The 22,219-nt window shown below is 44.6% G+C and carries 17 protein-coding genes; 8 read left to right on the top strand and 9 right to left on the bottom strand.

The genetic code is table 11. From position 1 onward, the window contains the following. Positions 1 to 69 precede the first annotated feature (69 nt). Together HGH47_RS02095 and HGH47_RS02100 are read left to right on the top strand one after the other, a co-directional pair. On the top strand, positions 70 to 1,887 hold the full coding sequence (locus HGH47_RS02095) for an ABC transporter ATP-binding protein (RefSeq protein WP_432910004.1): 1,818 nt from the start codon (positions 70 to 72) through the stop codon (positions 1,885 to 1,887). Between the two features lies 1 nt (position 1,888). After that, positions 1,889 to 3,796: an ABC transporter ATP-binding protein gene (locus HGH47_RS02100; protein ID WP_212566618.1), complete on the top strand. Its 1,908-nt coding sequence runs from the start codon at positions 1,889 to 1,891 to the stop codon at positions 3,794 to 3,796. A gap of 416 nt (positions 3,797 to 4,212) precedes the next feature. Here the strand turns inward: HGH47_RS02100 and HGH47_RS02105 are convergent, their stop codons facing one another. Continuing rightward, positions 4,213 to 4,413: a hypothetical protein gene (locus tag HGH47_RS02105; protein WP_230974469.1), complete on the bottom strand. Its 201-nt coding sequence runs from the start codon at positions 4,411 to 4,413 to the stop codon at positions 4,213 to 4,215. A 149-nt stretch (positions 4,414 to 4,562) separates the two neighbouring features. On the opposite strand from HGH47_RS02105, the gene HGH47_RS02110 reads away from it, so the two are divergent. Beyond that, entirely contained in the window at positions 4,563 to 6,455 is a 1,893-nt protein-coding gene (locus tag HGH47_RS02110; protein ID WP_212565500.1) for an MFS transporter, read from the top strand. Between the two features lie 52 nt (positions 6,456 to 6,507). On the opposite strand, the gene malQ is transcribed toward HGH47_RS02110, so the two are convergent. Then, positions 6,508 to 8,229, bottom strand: a complete 1,722-nt coding sequence (malQ, locus tag HGH47_RS02115; RefSeq protein ID WP_432910008.1) for a 4-alpha-glucanotransferase — start codon at positions 8,227 to 8,229, stop codon at positions 6,508 to 6,510. 171 nt (positions 8,230 to 8,400) lie between these two features. On the opposite strand from malQ, the gene HGH47_RS02120 reads away from it, so the two are divergent. From HGH47_RS02120 to HGH47_RS02135, 4 genes are all read left to right on the top strand, one after another. After that, a complete protein-coding gene (locus tag HGH47_RS02120; RefSeq protein WP_432910011.1) occupies positions 8,401 to 9,120 on the top strand; it encodes an N-acetylmannosamine-6-phosphate 2-epimerase in 720 nt (239 codons plus the stop codon). Between the two features lie 33 nt (positions 9,121 to 9,153). Beyond that, complete coding sequence (locus HGH47_RS02125) at positions 9,154 to 10,218, top strand: extracellular solute-binding protein (RefSeq protein WP_432910014.1); 1,065 nt, start codon at positions 9,154 to 9,156, stop codon at positions 10,216 to 10,218. Between the two features lie 96 nt (positions 10,219 to 10,314). Then, positions 10,315 to 11,427 (top strand): ABC transporter ATP-binding protein, encoded by a 1,113-nt coding sequence (locus HGH47_RS02130; protein ID WP_212565496.1) that lies wholly within the window; start codon positions 10,315 to 10,317, stop codon positions 11,425 to 11,427. Positions 11,428 to 11,429: 2 nt separating this feature from the next. After that, complete coding sequence (locus HGH47_RS02135) at positions 11,430 to 13,100, top strand: ABC transporter permease (RefSeq protein ID WP_432910019.1); 1,671 nt, start codon at positions 11,430 to 11,432, stop codon at positions 13,098 to 13,100. A 25-nt stretch (positions 13,101 to 13,125) separates the two neighbouring features. On the opposite strand, the gene HGH47_RS02140 is transcribed toward HGH47_RS02135, so the two are convergent. The 7 genes from HGH47_RS02140 to HGH47_RS02170 form a co-directional block, all read right to left on the bottom strand. Beyond that, a complete protein-coding gene (locus HGH47_RS02140) occupies positions 13,126 to 13,602 on the bottom strand; it encodes a hypothetical protein (protein ID WP_432910023.1) in 477 nt (158 codons plus the stop codon). 312 nt (positions 13,603 to 13,914) lie between these two features. Next, positions 13,915 to 14,508 carry an L-2-amino-thiazoline-4-carboxylic acid hydrolase gene (locus HGH47_RS02145; protein WP_432910026.1) on the bottom strand — a complete coding sequence of 198 codons (594 nt, stop codon included), beginning with the start codon at positions 14,506 to 14,508 and terminating at the stop codon, positions 13,915 to 13,917. Continuing rightward, positions 14,505 to 16,271 carry an ABC transporter ATP-binding protein gene (locus HGH47_RS02150; RefSeq protein ID WP_432910029.1) on the bottom strand — a complete coding sequence of 589 codons (1,767 nt, stop codon included), beginning with the start codon at positions 16,269 to 16,271 and terminating at the stop codon, positions 14,505 to 14,507. The genes HGH47_RS02145 and HGH47_RS02150 overlap by 4 nt, the downstream gene beginning before the upstream one ends. Further along, positions 16,268 to 18,046: an ABC transporter ATP-binding protein gene (locus HGH47_RS02155; protein ID WP_432910032.1), complete on the bottom strand. Its 1,779-nt coding sequence runs from the start codon at positions 18,044 to 18,046 to the stop codon at positions 16,268 to 16,270. The genes HGH47_RS02150 and HGH47_RS02155 overlap by 4 nt, the downstream gene beginning before the upstream one ends. Before the next feature lie 107 nt (positions 18,047 to 18,153). After that, entirely contained in the window at positions 18,154 to 18,600 is a 447-nt protein-coding gene (locus HGH47_RS02160; protein ID WP_432910035.1) for a hypothetical protein, read from the bottom strand. 54 nt (positions 18,601 to 18,654) lie between these two features. Next, positions 18,655 to 19,269, bottom strand: a complete 615-nt coding sequence (locus tag HGH47_RS02165) for a TetR/AcrR family transcriptional regulator (protein WP_432910038.1) — start codon at positions 19,267 to 19,269, stop codon at positions 18,655 to 18,657. 400 nt (positions 19,270 to 19,669) lie between these two features. Beyond that, positions 19,670 to 20,194, bottom strand: a complete 525-nt coding sequence (locus HGH47_RS02170; RefSeq protein ID WP_253675685.1) for a cysteine hydrolase family protein — start codon at positions 20,192 to 20,194, stop codon at positions 19,670 to 19,672. Between the two features lie 530 nt (positions 20,195 to 20,724). On the opposite strand from HGH47_RS02170, the gene glpK reads away from it, so the two are divergent. Then, positions 20,725 to 22,218 (top strand): glycerol kinase GlpK, encoded by a 1,494-nt coding sequence (gene glpK, locus HGH47_RS02175; RefSeq protein ID WP_212565489.1) that lies wholly within the window; start codon positions 20,725 to 20,727, stop codon positions 22,216 to 22,218. Position 22,219: the final 1 nt, after the last annotated feature.

Below are 22,219 nucleotides of genomic sequence, written 5' to 3' on the forward strand. Positions count from 1 at the left end.
GGCGTTTCAATTTATATTCTACCCGCCCGTATATTCATTTTTTTCAGACTGTGCTATCCTATTTCCACTATGCTCAAGACTCTATCAAAAAGCCTGCGGGAATATAAACGGACATCCGTTATCGCAGTGCTGCTGACAATTACGGAGGTGGTGTTTGAAATTATCATCCCCTCCTGTATGGCGTATCTCATTGATTTTGGAATTGAAGCCGGAGCTATGCACACAGTATTCAAGTATGGGGCGGCGCTTTTGGTGTTTGCGCTTATCCAGTTGCTTACCGGTGTGTTTTCGTCGGTTACGGCGGCACAGGCGTCGGCGGGTTTTGCAGCAAATCTGCGGCAGGATATGTACAATAACGTGCAGACTTTTTCTTTTTCCAATATCGACAAATTTTCATCGTCTTCCATTATAACGCGGCTTACCACCGATGTAACAAACGTGCTCAACTCCTATCAGATGCTGGTAAAACTTGCCGTGCGCGCACCCGGGATGATGATCTTTGCGATGATTGCATCGTTTAGAATCAGTACCAACATTTCCCTCATCTTTCTCGGTATGATTCCGCTTTTGGGACTCGGTATCTTTCTTATTATCCGACAGGTGCATCCGATATTTAGAACTGTTTTCAAAACCTACGATAAGCTCAACAATGTGGTGCAGGAAAACATACGCGGTGTGCGGGCGGTAAAATCGTTTAACCGGCAAGAGTACGAAATTGCTAAGTTTGAAAAGATTTCCGAATCGATTTACCGGGGCTTTTCAAAAGGGGAGCGGTACATCACACTGATGATGCCGTTGATGCAGTTCTGTATTTACACCTGTATGATTTTGATTTCGTGGTTCGGGGCACGGGCGATTGTTGCGAGCGGGAATGATGCCGCGCAGGGCTTAACGACCGGCTCGCTGATGGCGCTTTTTTCGTATGCAACGCAGATTATGATGAGCTTGATGATGTTTTCGATGGTGTTTGTGATGATTACCATTTCCCGCTCATCTGCGGAACGCATTGCCGAAGTTTTGAACGAACGGCCGGATATTAAAAATCCCGAGCATCCGGTGATGGCGGTAAAAAACGGCGACATTCAATTTGCCCATGCCGACTTTATGTATACTGCGGATGCCGATAAAAAAGTAATCGACAATGCGAACCTTGTTATCCGGTCGGGAGAAACGGTGGGGATTATCGGCGGCACGGGTTCTTCCAAGACCTCTTTTGTGCAGCTGATACCCCGCTTGTACGATGTTACCGCAGGTTCGGTCAGCGTCGGCGGGGTGAACGTAAAAGACTACGACATAAAAACGCTGCGGGATGCGGTGGCGATGGTGTTGCAGAAAAACGAATTGTTCGCCGGTACGGTAAAGAGTAATTTGCAGTGGGGGAATGAACATGCAAGCGATGCCGACATTGCCGAAGCGTGCCGCCTTGCCTGCGCTGCCGAATTTGTGGAAGCAATGCCGGATGGGTATAACTCCCGTATCGAACAGGGCGGAGCCAATGTTTCCGGCGGACAAAAGCAGCGGCTCTGTATTGCGCGAGCGCTCCTTAAAAAACCTAAGATTTTAATTCTTGATGATTCAACCAGTGCGGTGGACACCAAAACGGACGCACTGATTCAAAAGTCATTTAAAGACTTCCTGCCGGATACAACAAAGATCATTATTGCGCAGCGGATTTCTTCCGTGCAGCATGCGGATAAAATCCTTGTGTTTGATAACGGCGCAATTACTGCGGTAGGTACGCATGGTGAACTGTTACAAACAAGCGCCATCTATAAAGAAGTCTTTGAAACTCAAGCCAAAGGTACCGATGGCGCAGCTAAAAACGGCGCAGCAACAGACTATGGAAAAGCTTCCAAAACTGAGGCTTTCGGAGGTTCCGATGAGTAATATGAAACCAGCTCACACAGCTAAACCGGAAATGAAGCTTTCCATGCCTGCCGTCAAACGGCTTCTTGCGTACCTCAAACAGTATAAAGCCGTTTTGGTGATTGTTACGGTCTGTATTTTGTTAAGCGCAGGAGCAACCGCCGCTTCATCTCTGTTCCTGCAAGTATTGATCGATCAATATATTATGCCGCTGCTTGCGGAAACTAATCCGGTGTTTACCGGTCTGTTACGGGCACTTATGATTATCGCCGCAATTTACGGCGTCGGGGTGCTCTGCTCATGGATTTACAGCCGCTTGATGATTAACGTTGCGCAGCGGACGCTCAAGCGGATCCGCGATGAAATGTTCGGCAAGATGCAGAGCTTCCCCATCCGCTATTTTGACACGCATACTCACGGCGATATTATGAGCCGCTACACCAACGACACCGACACGCTCCGGCAGATGATTACCCAGTCGATGCCGCAACTGGTTTCCTCCGTGTGTACGATTGTGACGGTATTCTTTGCGATGCTGTACCAGAGCGTGTACTTGACGGTTATTGTTGTCGCTTCCATCTTTTCTATTTTGAAAGTGATTAAGTTCGTTGCAGGAAAGAGCGGCTACTATTTTGTCCGGCAGCAGGATACGCTTGGGCAGCTGAACGGTTATGTTGAAGAGATGATAAACGGGCAGAAAGTGATTAAAGTATTCTGCCGTGAGGAAGCGGTAAAAGCTGAGTTTAAAGAAAAGAACGCCGCGTGGCAGGAAAGCGCTGCAAAAGCGAACTCGTATGCAAATATCATCATGCCCTTTATGAATGCGCTCGGCTATGTCCAATATGTGATTGTCGCACTCGTCGGGGCATGGTTTGCCATTGCGAAAGCCCCCAATCCGACTATCGCAGGGATCAACACGCTGACGCTCGGTACCATCGCTTCGTTTTTAACGCTGTCGCGTAGTTTTACCAATCCTATTTCTCAGCTTTCCAATCAGCTTAATTCGGTGATTAATGCCGTTGCGGGAGCCGCGCGGATTTTTGCACTGATGGACGAAGCGCCGGAGGAAGATGCCGGTACCGTTACGCTTGTCAACGCACAGGAAGAAGCGGGCGCGCTAATCGAAGTGGCGGAACGCACGGGTGTATGGGCGTGGAAGGAACCACGCGAAGACGGCAGCGTTGCACTAACCCGTCTTACAGGCAAGGTGATTTTTGAGCATGTCGATTTCGGGTACTCACCCGATAAAAAAGTGCTGAAGGATATAAATCTTTTTGCCGAGCGCGGACAAAAAGTTGCGTTTGTCGGGGCAACAGGCGCGGGCAAAACAACGATTACCAATTTGATCAACCGCTTTTACGATATTGACAGCGGCACTATTACCTACGACGGTATCCCGATTACCCACATTAAAAAGGAAGACCTGCGGCGTTCGCTCGGTATCGTATTGCAAGAGGTGAATTTATTTACCGGCACTATTATGGAAAACATCCGTTTCGGCAACTTGGATGCCTCCGACGAACAGTGTATCGAAGCGGCAAAACTTGCCAACGCCCACAACTTTATTATGATGCTGCCCCACGGGTACGATACAGTTATTGAAGGCAACAAAAACTCCCTTTCGCAGGGGCAGCGGCAGCTATTATCCATTGCCCGTGCCGCAGTCTCCGACCCGCCCGTTATGATCTTGGATGAAGCGACCTCTTCAATCGACACCCGAACCGAGGCGCTCATTCAAAAAGGTATGGATAGGTTGATGGAAGGACGAACCGTATTCGTCATTGCCCACCGCCTTTCCACCGTCATGAACTCCGACGTTATCATGGTCTTGGACCACGGCGAAATTATCGAGCGCGGCACACACACCTCCCTACTGGAAAAGAAGGGAGTGTATTATCGCCTGTATACCGGCGCTTTCGAACTCGACTGATCTTTGACAAATAGGAGGGCATCTGCGTTGTCGCTCGTTCAGCGAAGTACGTCCGTGTACTTCGCTGAACACAAGTTTGACCGGTGTCAAACTTGTTTCTGCTTAATACGCGCGGCATCCGTGCCGCTTCTGAAGATCCTCAACGTATCAAAGATACGCCTCCGGTTGGAATTTGCTAGGCTCCTTGTATCTGCATCGTCTATTTCCAAAAGGCTTACGGAAGGGTTTACAGCAGGTGCCGCTACTAAAAATCCTCAACGTATCAGAACGGACAGGGATGTCCGTGGTTCTACGTAGCAGCGATGTTTTTGTGCAGCAAAAACTCGCGTTCAAAAATTGACAAGGAAGTCAATTTTTGAACTTGGCATGGATGTGCTTGGAAACTTCTGTTTCGGAGCAGGGCGCCTTGCTATCAACTACGTTTTGAGTTTTTCATGCAGTTTTAAATTACCCTCATAATCAAGATCGTCGTCTAAACCCAATGCTCTGAAAATTGCATTCTTATCTTTTTTGTTGCAGGGGTTATTGAGGCTGGCATCGACTGCGGGATAAAATGGAACGTTTGATTTTGCTTTTATGCATTCTTCCAATTCGTCTATCTCCAACTGTTCGCTCATGAGGAGACGAGCGTTTCCGTTTTATCATCGTCCTCGGGAATGAAAATGAGTATATCCACAGAAAGGAAATGTATTAAACGGCTTATTCTTTGGTTCTATTTTCAAAAGGACTGGTTGTAATATAATACCCCTTATTGTATCATAGGTGCATGAACATAAAGGAAAGAAAAATGACATGGCGTACATACCTTGCCTATGGCGGCGGGGATTTGTACGGGGGCGGATGCTTTTTTATTGTTACGACATTTTCAATGTATTATTTGGTTAATGTCATCGGGGTGCATCCTGCATTGGCAGGGTTAATTCCGGCGATCGGTAAGATATGGGATGCAATTTCCGATCCGATGATGGGATATATCGCCGATAACACGCCGCGGACGCGGTTCGGAAAGCGGCGCGTATGGTTTTTGGTTTCCATTCTTCCGATAGCCCTATCGTTTATTCTGATCTGGTTTCCGGTTACCATTGAAAGCCAAACCGGTAAATTTATCTTTTATGCCGTTGCATATATTATCTTTTTTACAGTTGCAACAGTAGCATCTATTCCATATACATCGTTAAGTGCTGAAATAACAAAAGATTTTTCTGAGCGAAATAAACTGAACAGCACCCGTCTGATGTTTTCATTTGTTGCGACGCTGCTCGGTGGATTATTGGCGCAGCCGATTATTGATCATTTCAACGGGAGCGCACACGGATATTTTATCATGGGATGCGTATTTGCACTCATCTTTGCATTACCGTGGATTCCGCTCTATTTTGAAACATGGGAACTGCCTCAAGATGAAGTCGTAAAAAAACCTACCCAGTCATTTATAAAAAATTTCTTGTCGTTATTTCAAAACAAGTCGTGTAGGATTCATATTGCGATGTACGTGTGCTCTTTCGGTGCGCTCGATATTTTTATGTCGTTTGTGCTCTTTTATATTGTCGATTATTTAAACAAGGGCAGCATTTTTGTCATCGCGCAGGGGAGTCTTCTCATTAGCATGATGGTAGCGCTGCCGGTGCACAGCTATCTTATCAATCGAAAAGGGCATAAACCTGTTTACATTGTTGCCCTGTCCGTATTTATTCTTGCTATTTTATTGATGGGGTTTCATACTCCTACTTCGGGCAATGTCCCAGTAATATTAAATATGGTGCTTATGGGGATAGGCATATCAGCGAATAACTTAATTCCTCATCAACTATTACCGTTTATTTCCGATATAGACCGCGTGATGAGCGGAAAACAGCGTACGGGTACATATTCGGCGGCGATGACACTTACGCGGAAACTGTTCTTAGGCTTGATTATTATGCCGACAATCGGTATTGGGTTAGGTAAAATAGGATATAAAAATCCGGTACCTTCAATTTTGACGCAAAGCCAATTTGCAGAAGCCGAAACACTTTGTAAAAATACCGCGACACCGTTTTCGGAAATAGAGAAATATTACACCTTGTATGAAGACGGCAACGTGCATTTGAAATATATCAGTAAAGATACGGACGGGATAATAAAAAATATCTATAAAAAGTATAAGGATACCGCCGGCGTTGAGATTTCCTCTTTTTTTGAAAACAATACTTCTTTTACAGAGATACCTGTAAATATATTTGATGATTTTATTATACCATCATTTCATACCGGAGACTTTGCTCAAGCCCATGATAAATTTCTCATAACCTGCTTATATAAGAAAGAAGGAAATGTCTATAAGAAAATATTTCCGCCTGCATTTTATGCCAAATCCGATTTATACGATTTAAAAGTATTATTAGATACAATCGATTTTCAGTATTCGGGCATCGGGCAAGTGCAAAAGCCGCAGCAAAAACAAGAAACACTCAATAAAATCAGGTTGATGTTTATTGTGTTGCCGGTCTGTATGCTGCTGCTCGGTCTTGTGTTTGCTTCGCAATTTAAAGTTACGCCGGAAAATCATCAAATCATTTTGAATGAAATCAAACGGCTTGAATCCGGCGGCAACAAACAAGATGCCGATGCAAAGACAAAAGCCGTATGCGAGTTATTAATCGGGAAAAAGTATTGCTGAATGGAGCGCCGATCTTTTTTTCGTTTAGATTGTCCAAATAAGAGTTCTCTAACTATTTTTCCCCGCACCTGCCGGATGCGATAACTAAATCGCCCAGCCATTCAGCGCATTCGGGGGTAAGCAAGCCGCGCGGCATCCGCCATGTCCAGTTTTTCCCAAGGGTAGAAGGTTCGTTCATGCGCGCCTCCGCCCCCAGCGCATACAGGTCTTGGAACGGAATAACGGCAAAGACCGCTACCGAGAAAAACGCTTGCTTAATCAGCTCGGCACAGAGGTCGTCTTTAAAAGCAGCAGCTTGCAAGGTTGTTCCGTCGTCTGTTATAGACTGTGCCGCTTCGGATGCATTGCGTTGCACTGCGGTACTCTCAGCCGAAAATAGCTCGTCAAGTAATTCGGCGGCAGGTCTTTCACCGTAGAGGTAGAACAATAGCACTTCAAAATCATCCCGCGAAAGCGTATCGAGCCATGCCCGCAGTGTCGTGTTGTCATGCGTACCGGTGTACACGACAGCGTTTTGCGTATACCGGTGCGGCAAAAAGGCATCGGTAAAGCCGGCTTCCCGCACCTCTGCGGCGCTGAATGCAAACTGCAAGATTTTCATTCCCGGCAAATGGAAGTCGTCGCGGAGACGCTCCACCTGCGGGGTAATAACCCCAAGGTCTTCGGCAATAATCGGCAAACCTTTGGCATATTCGCTGTTCTTTTTGAGCAATGCGCGCTGTACCGCTTCAAAAAAAAGATGATCGGGGCCGGGCAGCCATTCTCCTTTTTCCGCAGTCGGAGCGCCGAATGGTACCGCCCAATACGCTTCAAAGCCCCGGAAGTGATCGATACGAATATAATCGACGAGTTCCAAACATGCGTCAATGCGGTCAATCCACCAGCGGTATTTATCGGCCTTCATCGCTTCCCAATTATAGAGCGGGTTTCCCCACAGCTGTCCCGTTGCGCTAAAATAGTCGGGCGGTACTCCGGCGACTGCTGTCGGTACGCCGTTTTCATCTAACCGAAAAAGTTTTTGATTTGCCCAGACATCCGAAGAATCCGGCGCAACAAAGATCGGGATATCCCCGATAATCGAAATACCTTTTTCGTTTGCATATCGTCGAAGATGAGTCCACTGTTCAAAGAAGAAAAATTGAATAACCTTATACAATTCAATTTCGTGTAAGTGCTCCTGCGTCCAGCGTTTTAACGTTTCCGAATCGCGGCAGGCAAGAGCCTTCGGCCAATAATTGTTCCACAGTTTTCCAAAGAGTCCTTCCTGAGCAGCCTTTACATCATATACCTCTTTAATCGACATAAAGAGGGCATAGTCGCCAAGATGTTTTTTCTTTTTAAAATGCCGGAAGGCTTCTTCCAATCCCGCATCGGAGGTGTTTTCTTTTTCTTTAATCTTGTTAAGAAATTTTGATGCGGCTTTTTTTAAGAGCGGTATTTTCCAATAGACTACCGAGCCGAAGTCGATATTACCGTCCGTAGAAAGGTACTCCGGCAGCTTTATATCATCGGCAGTCAAATATCCTTGCTCCGAAAGTGTTTCCAAGTCGATCAACAGCGGGTTCCCTGCAAAGCTCGAAAATGCCGCATAGGGAGAATCCCCATAGCCGGTCGGCCCGAGCGGCAGTACCTGCCATAGCCGTATATGCGCGAAATGAAGCCAATCGATAAAGTTATACGCGGATTTTCCCAGCGTTCCAATTCCTTCATTACTCGGAAGAGAAGTGGGATGGAGCAGTATTCCTGCAGAACGGTTTAAAAGCTGTGAACGCATAGTACCTCCTATTGGTAGATACGGATTATATCATATTTATTATAAAGTGCTAATATCGCAAAAAAATGATAAAATTTTTCCTTTACAACTCATAAGAAGGGATGGTATACTTTTTTTATACTATAAAGTGAGAGTATGTCCTATTATTATATTGGAGTTACGTTATACAATATGACAAAAGAAGAATTTATCTCCTGCGTAAAAGGCGGGCTTATTGTGTCTTGCCAAGCCCTTCCGGGGGAACCTCTTTATAGGCCGGAAGGCGGTATTATGCCCCTTATGGCAAAAGCTGCGGAAGAAGCAGGCGCTAAAGGTATCCGGTGTAACGGAATAAGAGATATTACCGACATAAAGACAACAGTGAATCTTCCCGTTATAGGAATAATCAAAAAAAATTATGAAGGTTTTGGAGCCTATATTACCCCGTCTATGGATGAGGTTGATCGGCTTGTAGCGATTGGCTGTGAGGTAGTTGCTATCGACTGTACCTCGTTATCACGTCCGGGAAACTTAACCGCCTCAGAATACATTCGGGCGATAAAGAAAAAATATCCTCATCAGTTGCTGATGGCGGACTGTGCTTCTTTTGAAGATGCGTACAACGCGGCGGCGGCAGGAATCGATTTTGTCGGCACTACGATGAACGGTTATGTAGGCGATAATTCCGCAACCATACTCGACGGCCCGAATTATCAACTTGCGAGAAAGATAACGACCTCTATTGCGGTTCCGCTTATTGCAGAAGGTCGTATTCATAGGCCGGAGGATGCCGCCGAGATGCTCAGACTCGGCGCCCTAGCAGTTGTTGTCGGCGGCGCAATAACCCGCCCTAAAGAAATAGCAGAAAGATTTGTGCACGCGATCAATACTTCGGCGGAAAGCCGAAATTAAAAACAATAACATCATCAATAGGAGGATGGTAGTATGAAAAAAAGACTATTTTTATTGGTTACGGCTGCGCTGATGCTGTTTTCATTTGCTGCTTGTGCAAAGAAAGACGCCGATCAGACAACTGCAAAAGAAACCGGCAAGCAGACGAGTAAAGAAGTTGTTATTTACTCTCCCAATTCCGATTCCGAAATAGCCGCCGTTGTTCCTGCTTTTGAGAAAGCTACGGGCATCAAGGTTATTCTCCAGTCAATGGGTACCGGCGACGTTCTTGCCAGACTTGAGGCGGAAAAAGCAAATCCGCAAGCCGACATCAACTGGGGTGCGGTGAACCTTGCATTCTGGAAAGATCATCCCGATCTCTATGAGCACTATGTTTCGCCGAATGATAAAAATCTGCCCGAAGCATATCAAAGCTATAACGGCTATTTCACCTACACGAAATTGTCCGGAAGCGCCGCGCTCCTTATCAATAAAGATGTTTTTAAAGAGATCGGTTTGAAGCCGGAAGAATTTAAAGGATATAAAGACCTTCTGCGGCCTGAATTAAAGGGAAAAATTGCAATGGGAGATCCCGCGGCTTCCTCAAGCGCATGGGCGGAATTGACCAATATGCTCCTTGTTATGGGAGAGAAACCCTATGACGATAAAGCTTGGGAATTTGTTGCACAGTTCGTTAAGCAGCTGAACGGGTCGATTATCTCATCGTCAAGTCAGATTTACAAAGCCACTGCAGACGGCGAATATGCAGTCGGCGTATCTTATGAAGACCCCTGTATCAGCCTGCTTGAAGACGGAGCGACGAATCTGATGGTTGTCTATCCCGAAGAAGGAGCGGTCTGGCTTCCTGCCGGCGCGGCGATTGTTAAAAATTGCAAGAACATGGATAACGCAAAAGCTTTCATCGACTTTATCATTTCCGAAGAAGGACAGAAAGGTTATGCACCGACGACAATCAGACCTGTGATGACCTCTGTCGAGAATACCAGTAAAAATATGCCCGCCTTTTCTACCATCAATGTCGCATACGAAGATATCAATTATTGCGCAGAACACAAAAAAGAATGGCAGGAAAAGTGGATTGATTTAGTTACAAAATAAACGATCTCTAACAACAGTATCGTTAAGAGATACTCAAAATTACTGCTTGTTCATCCTCGTATGAGGGGACAAGCAGTAACTCAATAGGAGAACGAAATGAGCGTAAACATCTCTATAAAAAATGCCGTAAAAAAATATGGAGAAAATACAGTTATAGACGGCCTTTCTTTAAACATTAAAGAGGGAGAGTTTTTCACGCTCCTCGGACCTTCGGGATGCGGTAAAACAACGCTTCTTAGAATGATTGCCGGATTTAATTCAATCGAAGGCGGAGATTTCTACTTTGATGAAGATAGAATCAATGACAAAGACCCTGCAAAAAGAAATATCGGAATGGTTTTTCAAAACTATGCTATCTTTCCCAATATGACAGTAAAAGCTAATGTAGCCTTCGGTCTAAAAAATCGAAAGCTGCCTAAGGATGAAATAGAAAAAGAAGTTGATAAGTTTTTAAAGCTCATGCAAATTGATGAGTATAAAGACAGAATGCCCGAAAATCTTTCCGGCGGACAGCAGCAGCGTGTAGCGTTAGCTCGTGCGCTCGTTATTAAACCGAGTGTTCTGCTTATGGATGAACCGCTGTCAAACCTTGACGCAAAGCTCCGTGTGGAAATGCGCACGACAATAAAAGAACTTCAAAACAAAATCGGTATTACGACTGTCTATGTTACGCATGATCAAGAAGAAGCGATGGCTGTTTCCGATCGGATTGCGGTTATGAATAAAGGTTACATCCAACATATCGGAAGACCGAAGGATCTGTATCAACGGCCGGCGAACCTTTTTGTTGCGACCTTTATCGGACATACCAACGTCCTCGACGGTACTATGGAAATACAAGACGGCACTCCCTTTCTTGTTTTGCCGACCGGCGACAGAATAGCGGTTGATAATATCCAAGATAAGTTTAAAACCGAAAAAAATGTAAAAATTTCCATACGACCCGAGGAGTTTATTATTGAAAAAGAAAACGGTAACGGTATTTCTGCCGTCGTCGATGACTGTATTTTCCTCGGTCTTAACACACATTACTTTGTGCACTTAAAAGACGGAACAAAACTGAATATTGTCATGGAATCCGAAATTGACAGCACCATACCGAAAGGCGCGTCAATCACCCTTGGGGTAAAAAAAGAAAAAATAAACATATTCACCGGCGACGGTAAGAAGAATATCGTTCTCGGCGTACAGAACGATCTGGAGGTGTGAATATGAAAACCGTCATCAGTAGTGGAAGAGTAAAACCGAAAAAAGATATTTGGACTATTATCTCTTTGAGCATTCTTTTCTTATTTGCTCTTTTTATGATCTATCCCCTTGTTATGCTGTTGCGTAATTCGGCGGTAGATCCGAGCGGGAAGCTCACATTCGGTTACTTTGAAAGATTTCTATCCCGCCCGTATTATGCCGGAACCATAGCCAACTCTTTTAAAGTCAGTATTTCGGCAGCCTTTTTGGCATTAGTGATCGGCGTTCCGATTGCCTACTTTATGAATATGTATAAAATTAAAGGCGCTAAAATGCTGCAGATTGTCATCATCATGAGCAGTATGTCAGCGCCTTTTATCGGAGCCTATTCATGGATTTTGCTACTCGGCAGAAACGGTCTTATATCAAATATTATTAAAAATCTGACGGGCATAAAAATACCGAGCATATACGGATTTAAGGGCATAATGCTTGTGCTCTGCTTACAGCTTTTCCCGCTTGTTTTCCTGTATGTTTCAGGTGCGCTTAGGAATATCGATAATTCCCTTTTAGAGGCAAGTGAAAATATGGGCTGCTCGGGAGCTAAACGGTTTTTTACCTTGATAATCCCCTTATGCATGCCGACCATTATTGCCGCGGCTCTTATGGTATTTATGCGCGCGTTTGCCGATTTCGGAACGCCGCTTTTTATCGGAGAAGGATACCGGACGTTTCCTGTTGAAATATATAATTCATTTATGAGCGAAACCGGCGGCGATACTCATTTTGCCTGCGCAGTGGCGGTTATCGGTATTCTGATCACCACACTGATATTCCTTATCCAGCGGTACTTTAACAATAAATTCAGATTCACGATGAATGCGCTGCATCCGATTCAATCAAAAGAAATTCACGGAATAAAAAGTTTTTTGATTCACGCTTTTTGCTATATCGTGGTATTTACGGCCTATGCCCCGCAACTCTATGTGATCTATACGTCATTTAGAAAAGCGTCGGGAAAGCTGTTTGTCAGTGGATATTCGCTGCAAAGTTATCGGGACGCCTTCTCCAAGCTACAAAATGCCATTCCAAATACCTTTTTAATCGGCGGAACAGCCATCGTACTGATTGTTCTCTTTTCCGTATTAATTGCCTATTTGGTCATTAGACGGGATAATATCGTAAATCGAACAATAGACACGTTGTCGATGATTCCGTATGTCATACCCGGCGCTGTTGTCGGTATATCGCTTGTCATTGCATTTAACCGGAAACCGATAGTGCTGGTTGGAACCGCCGCAATCATGATCATTGCTTTGGTAATACGGCGTTGTTCATACACCATCCGCTCGTCCGTCGCCACATTGCAGCAAATTCCGATGTCAATTGAAGAAGCGGCTTTATCGCTCGGATGCAGTAAAATGAAGGCTTTTTTTAAGGTAACGATGCCGATGATGTCTAACGGCATTATTTCAGGCGCCCTATTGAGCTGGATTGCAATTATTACGGAACTGTCCTCCGGCGTTATTTTATACAACTACCGGACGACAACACTGACAATTCAGATTTACACGTATGTATCACGAGGAAATTACGGGATTGCGGCAGCGATGTCCGCTATTCTCACATTGATGACCGTACTGACACTGATCATATTTATGCGAGTATCAAAAGATAAAAAGATCGCGTTCTGATGCTCGCAATATAGGCAAGCTTCCGTTAATATTCGCCGGGCAGAAGCGTTACGACAAATAGTTCTTTGTCGTTTTTGTCTTTATAAATGTACATTAATGTAAGGTCATCGCTTCTTACTTGTGAAACCGGTTGATTAGTCTTGAGCTTTTCTTTCAGCATCTCTGTTGCTGTTTTTTGGACGACAGCCCACGTTTGCGCGTCTAACTCTTCATAAACACCGCCGGAGAAGAGATATGTGTATGCAAGTGCGTGCTGTTCCTCTTTATACTCGAGCTTTGTTAGCGTGGTCGCCTCATCAACTTTCAAGGGGCATTGCTTTGTTACCCCTTCTGCCATGGCACGATATAAACCGGATTTCGAATTTGAGGTTTCGCCGGATACCTGCGGCTCCTCTTTTGCCTTAGCAGCATTATTTGCCGTTTGGCAAGATGATAAATAACTTACGCATACGAGTACACCGAATAAGAGTATGAGCTGTTTTGCATTTTTTAATGATTTCATTGATAACCTCGCTTATAGGAAAATTAATGTTTTGGATATATTTTATAATTGAGAAAAGTGTACCATACCTTCACGTTTATGAAAAGACGACGGGCAAATACATCAGGCAGGATAGATAAAAAGTACCTGATGCGATTGTGCTGCATCCTTGAACTTGCATAATTGCCCGAACCGCTTTATAGTATATAGGAAAACCGGTGAGTAAAGCTCAACTCTAAAAAACTGATTCGCAATTCGCTTTAGCGGATATGATAAATCATTTCCTTACAGAACAAGCCGATAGGCTTGCGGTTTTTAGAGGTTCCCTATTTTTTAACAGGAGCGAAAACAAAAGTCGCATTTTTTACCGCCCATTCCTAATGTTTCGCTCCTATCGAATTGCAATTTTTTTATATTTCCGAATACGATATGATCACATAAACAAAATATCTCACAGATTTCCGGACAGTTAAAATAAGTACAGGTATCAAACCAAAGACACTTTAAAACATCCGTAGAATACTCTTTCACATTGTCGGCTAACGTTTTACTTATCCAAATTTCTTCACCGGTCATTCCCTGTCTCATAAAAAATCGAAACAGTTTAAAAAAGCCGGGAATATGAAACAATGTATTCAAAATACGGTGGGCTTTTCCGGCAATATAAAAAGAATATTCTTTTACCAATTCCTTTGCCTCTTGCGCAGGAATTCCGTTGTCGATAAAAGTTTTATAGAGCGCTATGTTTGATATGATACTGCTCTTTTGCCGCTCCTTTTGTTTTTCTGTCCATGCTCCGCGATCAAGTTCTTGAATAAGAAGTTGCATTTTTTCTTTATAGGTTGTGTCTATATGATCTAATATGTGCGGCGTTAATTTTCCTGAATTGACAAGCCCTCTGCGCGAATAAAATCTTTTATATTTCATGCTTCTCTCCGATCAATCTTCCATCCGATTGCTTCTTCACGAATGCCGACAAATCTCCGGTATAGCCCATCCTGTTTCATAAGTTCGGCATGAGTACCCCGCTGCACAATATGCCCTTCGTCAAGCACAATAATCTGATCCGCTTTGCGTACCGTATTCAACCGGTGCGCAATCATCAAGAGCGTTTTATTTTTTGTCAGTTCCTCGATAGCTGTTTGCAACTCGTGTTCATTTTCAGGATCGACACTGGCAGTCGCTTCGTCTAAAATAACAACAGGCGCATCCTTGAGAATTGCCCGCGCGATGGAGATACGCTGCTTTTCTCCTCCCGACAGTGTTGCGCCGTTTTCTCCGATTCTCGTTTGATACCCATCCGGCAGTGCAGAGATAAAATCATGACAGCAGGCTTTTTTTGCTGCGGCAATCACTTCGTCCATCGTTGCATCCGGCTTACCGAAACGGATATTGTTTTCTATCGTATCTTCAAATAGGTATACGTGCTGAAACACGATGGAAAAATTTTTCAAAAGACTGTCGCATGTATAATCTTTAACATTGATACCGCCGAGTAAAATTTCACCCTGACTGACGTCCCAAAAACGTGCAATTAAATTACACAGTGTTGTTTTTCCCGAACCGGACGGTCCGACAATCGCGCAGCTTGTTTTCTGCGGCACCGTAAAATCGATATTCCGTATCACTTCTTTTGTATCATTTCTATCGTACGAAAAAGAAATATTCCGAACCGTAATGTCATAATTATTCGGAATATGCTCCGTACCGTTTTCATCCAGCAGCGGCATATCCGATATTTCTTCCAACCGGTCAAGGGATGCATCAACTACCCGTGCAACAGCCGCCGTACTTCCGGCAAGTTCCACCGTTGCATAAATCATAAAACTTGCGACAGTCAGCAACAAACACTTTTCCGGTGTTATATTTCCATGCAGTAAAAGATAGGGCGCTGTAATGAGTATTGCTGCTCTAACCACTTTGAATATTGTTTGAAAAGCAGCTGCGAGTTCGGAGAAGATTTTTTCCAAAATGATATTTGCCGCTGCGCTTTCACTGATTGCTGCATCAACTGTTTTACCGGATTGCTCGCCAAGCCCGAATGCTTTTACCACTGTCATCCCTTGAATGTATTCCAAAATACCGGTTACCAGTTGTGCTTGTGCCGCCTGCCTGCGCGGTGAATATTTTTCTCCCGCGGCTTGTGTTTTTGCATAAATCAAGAACGAGATTAAAAGACCGGCAAGCATCAGCAATCCGATTCTCCATTCATAAACAAACAACCATACATTGATAACAAAGGCGTGAATAAATCCGCCTGCAACCGCCTCCAGTACCGTTACCGCACTTGTTTCAAGATCGCCGAGCGTGGTGGTAACCGCAGCGGTAATGTCTCCTAATCGATGCTCACTAAAATACCCCATCGGTGCACGCTTTAATTTTTCACCGAGGCTCATCCGCCACTCGCTGCACATGGCAAAACTTCCCAATGTTCTATTTATAGAAGCGATATTGATAAAAACGATTTTGCCCACAATGCTGAGCAGCATAATTCCGAGCGATACCCAAATCGTTTTGTACGGCATCCCATTTCCTGAAATGGCGGAAAGGATTCCGGAGAGAACCGTCAGAATTGCCATAATGGGAAGCATCTCAAAAAACGAATTACCGATATGAAAAATAAAAGAGAGTATCAATCTTCTTTTTTCCGCACCTGAAAAATGCAACAATCGTTTAAACATAGTAATCATACAGCCTCCCCAGATTTTTTGTCGCTTACGCTGATGTGCGCATTCCAAAGTGTGCGATACAGTTCACACGATTCCAACAGCGATTGATGCCTACCCTCCGCTTCAATTCTTCCGTGATTCATAACGATAATTTTATCGGCCATCGTGATAGTCGAAAGCCGATGCGCAATGACGATCAATGTTTTTCCTGCGACCAGTTCGCCAATAGAACGCTGAATGACGGCTTCGTTTTCGGGGTCGGTAAAAGCGGTCGCTTCATCCAGCACAATGATGGAGCTGTCCTTTAGTATTGCGCGTGCGATTGCAATGCGCTGCTTCTCGCCGCCGGAAAGATTATTCCCTCCGTCTCCTGCGACCGTATCATACCCTTGAGGAAGTGCCTTGATAAAATCGTGGCAGCTTGCTTTCTTTGCCGCTTGTTCTATCTCAGCATCCGTAGCGTCCGGTTTCCCAATCCGTATATTTTCCCGAATGGATAAATGGAATAAATAATTATCCTGTGAAACATAGCCAACCCGCTCCATCACTTGCGAAAGCGGAATGTTCCGTACATCGCAGCCGCCTATCATAACCGAACCATTGCTCGCTTCCCAAAACGAGGCGATTAAGCGGGCAATGGTAGATTTTCCCGAACCGGACGGTCCGACAAATGCAGTCATCCCATTCGGAACCGCTTGAAATGAAATATCATGCAAAACTTCCGTATCGCTATATGCAAACGATACATGAGAAAACGCAATAGTATTTTCTTTAATGGGCACTGCATTCTTCGGACGATTCATTTCTTCCGCTTCCAACAGTTTCGCAATTTCTTTTACGGTAGAGTCTACCATTGCAAGACTGTCAGTGTAACGCAGCGCCTGAATGAGCGGTGCAATAAGACCGAGCGACAAGATGATACACGATATAAAACTTCCGGCGGATATACTCCCGTGTATGAAAAACCAACAGCCGAGCGGCAGCACACCTAATAAACTGGAAGGAGCAATTGCAATTCCCGCAGCGTAGTAAGGATTGGTCTTTTTAAACCATTCCGCTTTCGCATTCTCATTTTCCGCTATTGCCTCAGTATATTTCCGATATGATACGGTGCTTTGATTAAAGGCTTTTATCACTTCGATGCCGCCGATGTATTCAACCGTTGCGGCATCCATATTTTTACTTGCCGTAAGAACTTTTGCATACCGTTTTTCGTAGTCCTTCATCATCCCCATATAACAAATAAGGCCGAGCGGAAAAGTTGCAAAAGCGGTAAGCGCTAAGCGCCAATCAAGATAAAAGAAATAGACTAACATTAAAAAGGGAATCAGCAGATTAGCCGTCAGTTCCGGTATGATATGAGCAAGCGGCAATTCCAGTTTTTCTACCGTATCGACCAGCATTGTTTTGAATTTACCGGATGGGGTATCCAATATAAAACCCATCGGAACGCGGGAGAGTTTTGCCGTCAGCTGCATACGGATGTTTCTCAGCACGGTAAACGCCGCACGGTGAGAGCGTATCGTAGAAAGTGTAGACAGATAGAGCTGCCCAAGATACCCGGCAAGTGCAATAAGTGCCGTTACAAAAATTGCCTGTAGGGTATAATCCCGTGCGCATATCCGAATGATAAGGCGGGACACGGCAAGGTATGGTACAATTCCCGCAGCTGCGCCCAACACGGCAAAAATCACGGAAGTAATGAGAAGTCTCTTACAGGGTTTTGCAAGCTCCAATAGATACTGTAAAGCGGTTTTTTCCGCAGTATGTTCACCGGTTTTTGACAATTTTTCCATCCTTTCATCATCAATTTATATCAATGATATATATCACTGATATAAAATAGAAAAGGAGAGGTTTTGTCAAGAGAGTGGAGGGTGGTAGGAAAAATTCTCGTTTAAGCTTATGTTAAAAGCTCTTCTAACTTTTCTCTTGCCTTTTTAGCTTCAATTCTATTTGGGATTATGACAAGCAAAATCCCAAAAACAAGCATGATATAAGGGATTAAAGCAGCCGGCATAGGAAATCCGGCGAATGGAACTATTAGGCATCCCGCAAGCACGCTGGTCAACCATATAACTAAAAAAACGATAACAGAGATAGCCGTTCTCATTCTGATGTTGATTGTTGAACCATACTCATGTGCTTCAATAGTTCCAATTATCAAAGGTAAAAATGAATTTCGATAATGTATACATCTACAAATTTTAAATGAATTTTCAGATACGCTCCCTTCAAAATATTTGTCCTCTTTGGGAAAATCAAATACAGAAGTTTTTATGTAAGTATTGTCGCGTATTATTTGAAGAATCTCATCTTTTGATTTTTTTGTTTCAATTATAAAACGCATAGTACTCCTCATATCGTTAGTCGTTAGGCCTTACAGCGACACCACTTCACAATCTTACGTTAGCTTTAAAATACCGTCCCAACCGCAGTTAAAAAAGACAGCCAGTTCTTTTACATACTCAAGCGCTTTTTTGCGAGTCATGTCATGCGCAACGGTTTCAAACACGGCGGTAAAATACGCGCTTGTAATCATGTGATGCAGTTCACGGCTCACGGTACCTTCAAGCTTGCCCTGTTTCCGTAAAAGGCGGTAGTATTTTTCGGCGACAGATACCTCAAGCTCAACTAAATCGTGAATATAATGCTCGTACTTTGTTCCGGCAGACCGGCAAATTACGAGTTTAAATACATCGAAATTATCATAAATATAGTTTACGAAAATATGCAGATATTCCGTAGACAGTTTTCTGCTGAATTGCGTTTCACTTTTTTCGATTAAATCAAAGTGAGCTTCTTGCGCATGTTTAAATTGTTCAACCAAACCGTCTGCCGCTTCGGACACCAGCGCAGTAAATAGTGCTTCCTTATCGGGGTAATAACCGTAGAATGCCCCCTGCGTAAAACCGGCATCCGCTACAATCTTTCTTAAAGATGCATCTTTAAAACCTTTTTCCAAAAATTCCTGTTTTCCGACTTCCAATATTTTTTTCTGTGTATCTGATACGCCCATTTTTTACCCCATGCTGATCGGTATCTTCAAAAACTATCGCTTTACAGATGCCAAATATACCGACGATATATATCACTGCTATGGTAGCGGATATTTTTTGCAGGGTCAAGATTTTTTACATCAGAGGATAATTTCCGCAACAACCTTTACATTCAGCACAACATTTGCCGTTTTCCGCCCGACACACGGAAGGCTTTCCAATGCGGTACTTTTGAATAATAGTGGTCTATCAGAATTTTGCTAAGCGCGATAATCCGCTTTGCCTTTGTCGGATACAAATTAATGAAATTGATATAGCCTTTCAAGCTTTCTTCGCCAAGCGCAGCCGCTCATACACAGTGTACACCGCATCGGCAGGGAGCAATCGTATCGTAGAATCCATAATCTTATTCAGTCTCGGCTATTCATTTTCGATAATAATTTGACACATCCTCATAACCTGCAGCGCTGCCTTATGATTTTCGGGCGTTGTTCCCGCACAGCAAGCGGCATCGACATGAATGGGGACTTCGGGGAAAAAAGCTTTTAACAACAGCGCATTCGACACAACGCAAATATCCGTGCACAATCCTATCAGTGTAATAGAATGGATCGGTGTTTTTTCATTTAAAGTTTTTAAGGCTTCCGCCAGCGAAAGTGAACCGAAAGTCGGCTTTTCGTAGACTTGATCGGTCATGAGTTTTTTTACCGGAGCAACAAGTTCCCACCCTTCCGTGTTTTTTATGCAATGCTGAACAGGTAAAAACGTTCCTTCTTGAGATTTCAAATAAGAACTTGGGTGTGTATCCTGCGTAAAGACAATGTGCCCCTTAAAGGTCTCAATCTTTTTTACGGCATTTTGCACAATCGCCTGCGCTTCTTTTGTACCCAAACTCCCGCTGACAAAATCATTCTGCATATCGATAACCACTAACACATCTTTCATTGAAAATCCTCCGTCAATCCGATATTTTCTCGCATAGAGGCATCGCTAAACCCCCTGTTAGATTTTTAAAGGCGCCATGTACTGATGCATACATTCTCATATATAATTTTCTATCGTTTATTTCAAGTCAAGGCGACCGCATTAAAAATATTTTTAGCGGTGGCCTTCCTTCTGTGCGAAATTTTGCCTAAAATTTCGCACATTTTTCCAGTAAATAGGTAAACGCATCAGGCAGGGTAGATAAAAATCGCGAAAAAATTGAGACTATGAGACCATTTGAACCGCGAAGAGGTTCAACTCTGGTCGAATAGTATCAATTTTTCCGCGGGGTATTAAAAAAACGGCCGGATGCGTTTCCCTTCGGCCTTGAACTTGCATAATTACCGAAACCGACTTATAGTATATAGGGCATCTCTAAAAACTCGGTTAGATTTTTAGAGATGCCCGTCAAATTTCGGCTTTGCCGAAACATCGCAAATAAGTTTAAGGAAAACCTCTAAAAGCTGAGGTTTTTAGAGGTTCTTTATAGCATGAAAAAATATATTTTATCGTTTGATCAGGGGACAACCAGTTCCCGCGCTATTTTATTTGATAAAGCCGGTACGATTATCGCTACGGCACAACAAGAGTTTACTCAGATTTTCCCCAAGTCCGGATGGGTGGAACACGATGCGATGGAAATTTGGGGGACACAGAGCGGTGTTGCCCGACAAGTATTGGAAGAAACCGGAACGCGCCCCGATGAGGTTGCAGCAATCGGGATTACCAACCAGCGGGAAACCACCGTCGTGTGGGATAAGAATACCGGAAAGCCCGTATACAATGCGATTGTGTGGCAGTGCCGCCGTACCGCTTCCATCTGCGACGAACTCAAAGCAAAGGGCTGGACGGATACGATACGAAAAAAGACAGGGCTTATCATCGACGCCTATTTTTCCGGCACAAAAATAAAATGGATACTCGATAATGTTGCGGGAGCACGCGAGCGGGCGGAACGGGGCGAGCTGCTGTTCGGGAATATCGACACGTGGCTTATCTGGAATTTGACCCGCGGCAAGGTACACGTTACCGACTACAGCAATGCATCCCGCACCATGTTGTTCAATATCAACACCCTGCAATGGGATGATGAAATTCTGACGGAACTGAATATTCCGCGCATCATGCTGCCGGAGGTAAAGCCGTCAAGCTGCGTGTACGGCAAAACCGATGAACGCACCTTCGGCGGCGCCGACATCCCTATTGCAGGAGCCGCGGGAGATCAGCAGGCGGCGCTGTTCGGACAGGCGTGCTTCGAAGCGGGCATGGCGAAAAACACCTACGGCACCGGCTGCTTTATGCTGATGAACACCGGCGCTACGCCGATTATCTCCAAGAACGGACTCTTAACGACCATTGCTTGGGGCATCGGAGATACGGTGTCTTATGCGCTTGAGGGAAGCATCTTCGTAGCGGGAGCAGCCGTGCAATGGCTGCGGGATCAGCTTAGACTGGTGTACGATGCCGCCGAAACGGAGTATTACGCGGAGCGGGTAGAAGATACCAACGGCGTATACGTTGTGCCTGCTTTTACCGGTCTCGGCGCTCCGTATTGGGATATGTATGCGCGGGGTGCGATTGTGGGTTTAAGCCGCGGCGCAAAGCGTGAACACATCGTCCGCGCCACCCTTGAGTCGATTGCCTACGGGACACGGGATGTCCTTTCCGCGATGGAAAAAGATTCCGGCATTATGCTCAAGGCGCTGAAAGTAGACGGCGGTGCGGCGGTCAACAATTTTTTAATGCAGTTCCAAGCTGATATTCTCAACGTACCGGTACACCGTCCGCAGGTTCTGGAAACAACCGCACTCGGCGCCGCGTACTTGGCGGGACTGGCAGTCGGCTTCTGGAAAGATATGGAAGAAATTAAACGCAACTGGGCAGTAGACCGCGCATTCACCGTGCAGATGGACGAAGCGGCGCGGACACAGCGCTATGCCGGTTGGCAAAAGGCGATAAGACGTGCCATGGATTGGGACGACTAAC

Source organism: Treponema sp. OMZ 805 (assembly GCF_050937395.1).
Lineage (GTDB): Bacteria > Spirochaetota > Spirochaetia > Treponematales > Treponemataceae > Treponema.

Coding starts and splice junctions, on each gene's coding strand:
- HGH47_RS02095 (WP_432910004.1), top strand. CDS start 70: ATGCTCAAGACTCTATCAAAAAGCCTGCGGGAATATAAACGGACATCC.
- HGH47_RS02100 (WP_212566618.1), top strand. CDS start 1,889: ATGAAACCAGCTCACACAGCTAAACCGGAAATGAAGCTTTCCATGCCT.
- HGH47_RS02105 (WP_230974469.1), bottom strand. CDS start 4,413: ATGAGCGAACAGTTGGAGATAGACGAATTGGAAGAATGCATAAAAGCA.
- HGH47_RS02110 (WP_212565500.1), top strand. CDS start 4,563: ATGAACATAAAGGAAAGAAAAATGACATGGCGTACATACCTTGCCTAT.
- malQ (WP_432910008.1), bottom strand. CDS start 8,229: ATGCGTTCACAGCTTTTAAACCGTTCTGCAGGAATACTGCTCCATCCC.
- HGH47_RS02120 (WP_432910011.1), top strand. CDS start 8,401: ATGACAAAAGAAGAATTTATCTCCTGCGTAAAAGGCGGGCTTATTGTG.
- HGH47_RS02125 (WP_432910014.1), top strand. CDS start 9,154: ATGAAAAAAAGACTATTTTTATTGGTTACGGCTGCGCTGATGCTGTTT.
- HGH47_RS02130 (WP_212565496.1), top strand. CDS start 10,315: ATGAGCGTAAACATCTCTATAAAAAATGCCGTAAAAAAATATGGAGAA.
- HGH47_RS02135 (WP_432910019.1), top strand. CDS start 11,430: ATGAAAACCGTCATCAGTAGTGGAAGAGTAAAACCGAAAAAAGATATT.
- HGH47_RS02140 (WP_432910023.1), bottom strand. CDS start 13,602: ATGAAATCATTAAAAAATGCAAAACAGCTCATACTCTTATTCGGTGTA.
- HGH47_RS02145 (WP_432910026.1), bottom strand. CDS start 14,508: ATGAAATATAAAAGATTTTATTCGCGCAGAGGGCTTGTCAATTCAGGA.
- HGH47_RS02150 (WP_432910029.1), bottom strand. CDS start 16,271: ATGATTACTATGTTTAAACGATTGTTGCATTTTTCAGGTGCGGAAAAA.
- HGH47_RS02155 (WP_432910032.1), bottom strand. CDS start 18,046: ATGGAAAAATTGTCAAAAACCGGTGAACATACTGCGGAAAAAACCGCT.
- HGH47_RS02160 (WP_432910035.1), bottom strand. CDS start 18,600: ATGCGTTTTATAATTGAAACAAAAAAATCAAAAGATGAGATTCTTCAA.
- HGH47_RS02165 (WP_432910038.1), bottom strand. CDS start 19,269: ATGGGCGTATCAGATACACAGAAAAAAATATTGGAAGTCGGAAAACAG.
- HGH47_RS02170 (WP_253675685.1), bottom strand. CDS start 20,194: ATGAAAGATGTGTTAGTGGTTATCGATATGCAGAATGATTTTGTCAGC.
- glpK (WP_212565489.1), top strand. CDS start 20,725: ATGAAAAAATATATTTTATCGTTTGATCAGGGGACAACCAGTTCCCGC.